At 57.0% G+C, this 4,098-nt stretch carries 6 protein-coding genes; 2 read left to right on the plus strand and 4 right to left on the minus strand.

The window, feature by feature from the left end:
• Window positions 1–325 precede the first annotated feature (325 nt).
• Complete coding sequence (locus tag RMO15_RS05280; RefSeq protein WP_309708805.1) at window positions 326–880, minus strand: pentapeptide repeat-containing protein; 555 nt, start codon at window positions 878–880, stop codon at window positions 326–328.
• A 218-nt stretch (window positions 881–1,098) separates the two neighbouring features.
• On the opposite strand from RMO15_RS05280, the gene RMO15_RS05285 reads away from it, so the two are divergent.
• Entirely contained in the window at window positions 1,099–2,397 is a 1,299-nt protein-coding gene (locus RMO15_RS05285; protein ID WP_309708807.1) for a helix-turn-helix transcriptional regulator, read from the plus strand.
• A gap of 17 nt (window positions 2,398–2,414) precedes the next feature.
• Window positions 2,415–2,597, plus strand: coding sequence for a hypothetical protein (locus RMO15_RS05290; protein WP_309708810.1), 183 nt, complete (start codon window positions 2,415–2,417; stop codon window positions 2,595–2,597).
• Window positions 2,598–2,691: 94 nt separating this feature from the next.
• On the opposite strand, the gene RMO15_RS05295 is transcribed toward RMO15_RS05290, so the two are convergent.
• From RMO15_RS05295 to RMO15_RS05305, 3 genes are all read right to left on the minus strand, one after another.
• Window positions 2,692–3,270: a pentapeptide repeat-containing protein gene (locus tag RMO15_RS05295; protein ID WP_309708812.1), complete on the minus strand. Its 579-nt coding sequence runs from the start codon at window positions 3,268–3,270 to the stop codon at window positions 2,692–2,694.
• Between the two features lie 194 nt (window positions 3,271–3,464).
• Complete coding sequence (locus RMO15_RS05300; protein WP_309708815.1) at window positions 3,465–3,587, minus strand: pentapeptide repeat-containing protein; 123 nt, start codon at window positions 3,585–3,587, stop codon at window positions 3,465–3,467.
• Window positions 3,580–4,005 (minus strand): pentapeptide repeat-containing protein, encoded by a 426-nt coding sequence (locus tag RMO15_RS05305; RefSeq protein ID WP_309708818.1) that lies wholly within the window; start codon window positions 4,003–4,005, stop codon window positions 3,580–3,582. Before RMO15_RS05305 ends, RMO15_RS05300 begins: the two co-directional genes overlap by 8 nt.
• Window positions 4,006–4,098 lie beyond the last annotated feature (93 nt).

Here is a 4,098-nt window from a genome sequence, read left to right on the forward strand (position 1 = left end):
GCCGCAGCGGGTCGTAAGAGTACCTGCCCGATCATCACGCCCTGGATCAGCAGGAGGGTGGCAAGTACCCGAAAAGGTGCTTTCTGAAAAACGGTCTTGGTGTTCGTCGTTGTTGTCGTTGTCGGTGTCATGTCAATGAGCCTCTTTCTCGTTCGTGGTGCGCCGACGCGGGCAATTTCCATGCACGGGGCGACGGCGTTCGATGCCTAACGTATACGCCAACCTTGTGGCGGGGGGAAGACAAACTCGCGGGGGCAGAATTCGCTTCTACCCCCCACTCCGCGCTGTCCCTACCGCCCGTGTGGTAGGTGGACGAGGAAAAGGGTTAGAGGCCCTTGGTATCCTTGTCTGTCTTGATGCCATCCAGATTCGTCGTCTTATACAGATGCGTTTGACTCAGATTCACCCCACGCAGATCCGCCAGGGAGAGATCCGCCTTACTCAGATTCGCCCCACGCAGATCCGCCTTACTCAGATTCGCCCCACGCAGCTTCGCCCCTTCCAGATCCACATTTGTCATTTTCGCCCCCCCCAGATTCGCAGCACTCAGATTCGCCCCACTCAGATCCGCCATGTACAGGTTCGCCCCAGTCAGATTCGCAAAACGCAGATTCACCCCAGCCAGATCCGCCCCACTCAGATTCGCACCAGTCAGGTTCTTCTCTCCCGCCTTTGCTTTTTTCACCCAACAGGCTATTCGCTGCGCTTCAACACTAATTTTGTTGCAGTTCTCTGCCGCGCCGGTCTGTGCCGCAGCGGGTCGTAAGAGTACCTGCCCGATCATCACGCCCTGGATCAGGATGAGGGTGGCAAGTACCCGAAAAGGTGCCTTCTGAAAAACGGTCTTGGTGTTCGTCGTTGTTGTCGTAACGGGTGTCATAGCAATGAGCCTCTTTCTCGTTCGTGGTGCGCCGGGTACCCATCCGAGAGGAAGGGTGATGGGCAATTTTCATGCACAGGGCGACGGCACTCGATACAGTCTCACTCAATCACAAACCTCCCAAGGTGCCAAGCATGAACACCAAACCTGCTACATTCCCGCCAAACTTTCTACGTTTTAGTGAGTCTGTGTTATCATCCAGCGGAGGGCAGAGAGTTTTGGAGCAGACACTGGGGCGCGCACTACAGGCACAACGCAAGGCACGCGGCTTGACGATCCAGGCACTCGCGGCACAAGCGGGGGTTCACCGGACGACCGTCTCGCGCTGGGAACGAGGGGAGGCGACTCCCTTCGCTTATGAGCTCACTCGCGTTCTGGAGATTCTTGACATCAGCCCGACGGAGCGCCAAGACTACTACCGAAACGTCGAAGCCCCACGCGCGATCCAGATCGCCCGTGCAGGTACGAACGCCAACCTGCCCGTCTCCCTCGGAGAGCTTCTCTCGGCGCTCCGTCAGCGAGCGGGTGTCTCCCAGCGTCAGGTAGCCCGGATCGCCGGCGTCGCTCAGAGCCTCGTGGTCAAGTGGGAAAAAGGCGAGTGCTGGCCCAACATGGAGCACCTGCATGCCTTTTGCTTTACGGTCGGGGCCAGCCAGGACGAGCTGGTTTTTCTCACCACCCGTGCCTGGAACCAGGTGGAGCCTCTCCCGCAGAAGAGAGAGGCCCTAGACGACTTTCTCCTACAAGGGCGCGATGACTCAAACCCTGTCTGGGCCGGAATTTATCTCGCACTCGCCGCCCGCTACCAGAGCCTGTACCGCATGGGCAAGATCAGCGAGTCCGATGCGCTCTCCGCCTATGGTATCTACGCCGTCTATCTGGCATGGCGACTGCACAAGTTCGAAGAGGCCAAACAGATCGCGGCCCCTGTCATTGCGAGTCTGGGGCGAAGCCGTGGCCCGCTTAACTTGGCGCAGATTGCCGCAATCAACTGTCACGTCTCCTACGATGATGCCTTTGGCAACGAGCGCCGCAATGTCCCGAGGAACTACGGAACCAGGAGACAGTGGGAAGACAACGTGAGTTTTTTAGAGTCCGTGTCGCACCGTTTCACGCCCAGAAACAAGCGCAATTACAATCGCATACGGGCACAGAATCTGGAAAAACTGGGAAGCATGGACGAGGCGGATGCGAACTACCAGGTCAATATCGCCTCGGCTTCCAGCCAGAGAGAAGCCGATAGCCAGAGCTGGGCTTATGTCGAGTTTCTCTGCCGTCAGGGACGGTTCCGGGACGCCCTTCCTGTTCTGATTCCTCCAGCTCAGTTGTTTTCTAATGGCTCCCCCGCTATGCTAAGCATCAAAAACTGGTGCAACCACGCCGAGGTGTTTGCGGGCTTGGGAGACTACACCGAGGCGGAGGGCTATCTTACCCAGGCAGTCACCTATGCCCACCAGCACAGCGAGCCGAGTCTCTCCGAGCGCGAGTTTTTGCGTATCGGCTCCCTCATCAAGTAAGAAGGTAGAATCGCTCTATGAAGAGCCTTCTGACCCACCTGGAGTGCAGCAAGACCGGCGAGCACTACGATGCCGATGTGCCCCAAAATCTCAGCCGGGTGGGTGCGCCCCTGCTGAGGAGGATTGATTTTTTCATGAATACTGCATCTTCTTCTAAAAAACGATTCGTGCATCCTCCATCGGAAGTCAGGAGGCTTTAGGAACGGGCGCGAGGGCACTCAACGCGCCCGCTCCGGAGCACGACGGGATGACGAACCCGGTATCGCGTCGATCTCGACGACACGAGGACAAGGGTTAGCTGCCGGGAGGGAGACCCTTGGTATTCGCGTCTTTCTTGATGCCAGTCAGATTCGTCCCAATCAGCTTCGCCCCACGCACATCCGCCCCACGCAGATCCGCCCCAGTCAGATTCGCATTAATCAGATTCGCCAAAACAAGATCCGCCAAAACCAGATTCGCCTTAGTCAGATTCGCCTTAGTCAGATTCGCCTTATGCAGATTCGCCCCTTCCAGATGCGCCTCACGCAGATCCGCCCCAGTCAGATTCGTCTTAAACAGATTCGCCTTAACCAGACGCGCCCCAGACAGATCCGCCTTACTCAGATTCACCCCAGTCAGATTCACCCCGTTGAGCCAAGAATTACGCAGGTACTTCTCTCCCGCCTTTGCTTTTTTTAACCAACAGGCTGTTCGCTGCGGTTCAACACTAATTTTGGTGCAGTCCTCTACCGCGCCGGTCTGTGCCGCAGCGGGTCGTAAGAGTACCTGCCCGATCATCACGCCCTGGATCAGGATGAGGGTGGCAAGTACCCGAAAAGGTGCTTTCTGAAAAACGGTCTTGGTGTTGGTCGTTGTTGTCGTTGTCAGTGTCATAGCAATGAGCCTCTTTCTCGTTCGTCATGTGCCGACGCGGGCAATTTCCATTGCACGGGGCGACGGCATTCGATGCCTAAAGTATAATGCAACCTTGTCGCGGGAGGAAGACAAACTCGCGGGGGCAGAATTCGCTTCTCCCCCCACGACGCGCTGTCCCTACCGCCCGTGTGGTATGTGGACGAGGACAAGGGTTAGCTGCCGGGAGGGAGACCCTTGGTATTCGCGTCTTTCAAAATGCCAGTCAGATTCGCCCCAGTCAGAACCGCCTTAGTCAGATTCGACTCAATCAGACCCGCCTCAGGCAGGTCAATCACGCAGTTTCACTCCAGTCACCTTCGCCCCAGTCAGCTTCGCCCCAGTCAGCTTCGCCCCAATCATAACTGCCCCAGTCAGATCCGCCCCAGTCAGGTTCGCCTTATACAGATCCGCCTGACGCAGAATCGCCCCAGTCAGCTTCGCCCCTTCCAGATTCGCCCCCATCAGATTCGCCCCTGTCAGATTCGCCTGATTCAGATCCGCCTGAACCAGAAACGCAATATCCAGCCTCGCCCCAGTCAGATTCGCCCCAGTCAGATTCGCATTATACAGACCCGCCCTTTGCAGCTGCGCCTTAGTCAGATTCGCCCCACTCAGATTCGCATTAGTCAGATGCGCATATCTCAGATTCGCCCCAGTCAGATTCGCCGCAATCAGCTGCTCCGAAGTCAGAGCAGTGAAAGGCGCTTCCGCCAAAGTCATCCCCACCTGAATCAGACCACTCTAAGTCTGAATATCCATCCTCGCCCCAGTCAGATCCGCCTCATACAGAGTCGCCTCAGTCAGAAC

Source organism: Armatimonas sp., assembly GCF_031410135.1.
Classification (GTDB): domain Bacteria; phylum Armatimonadota; class Armatimonadia; order Armatimonadales; family Armatimonadaceae; genus Armatimonas.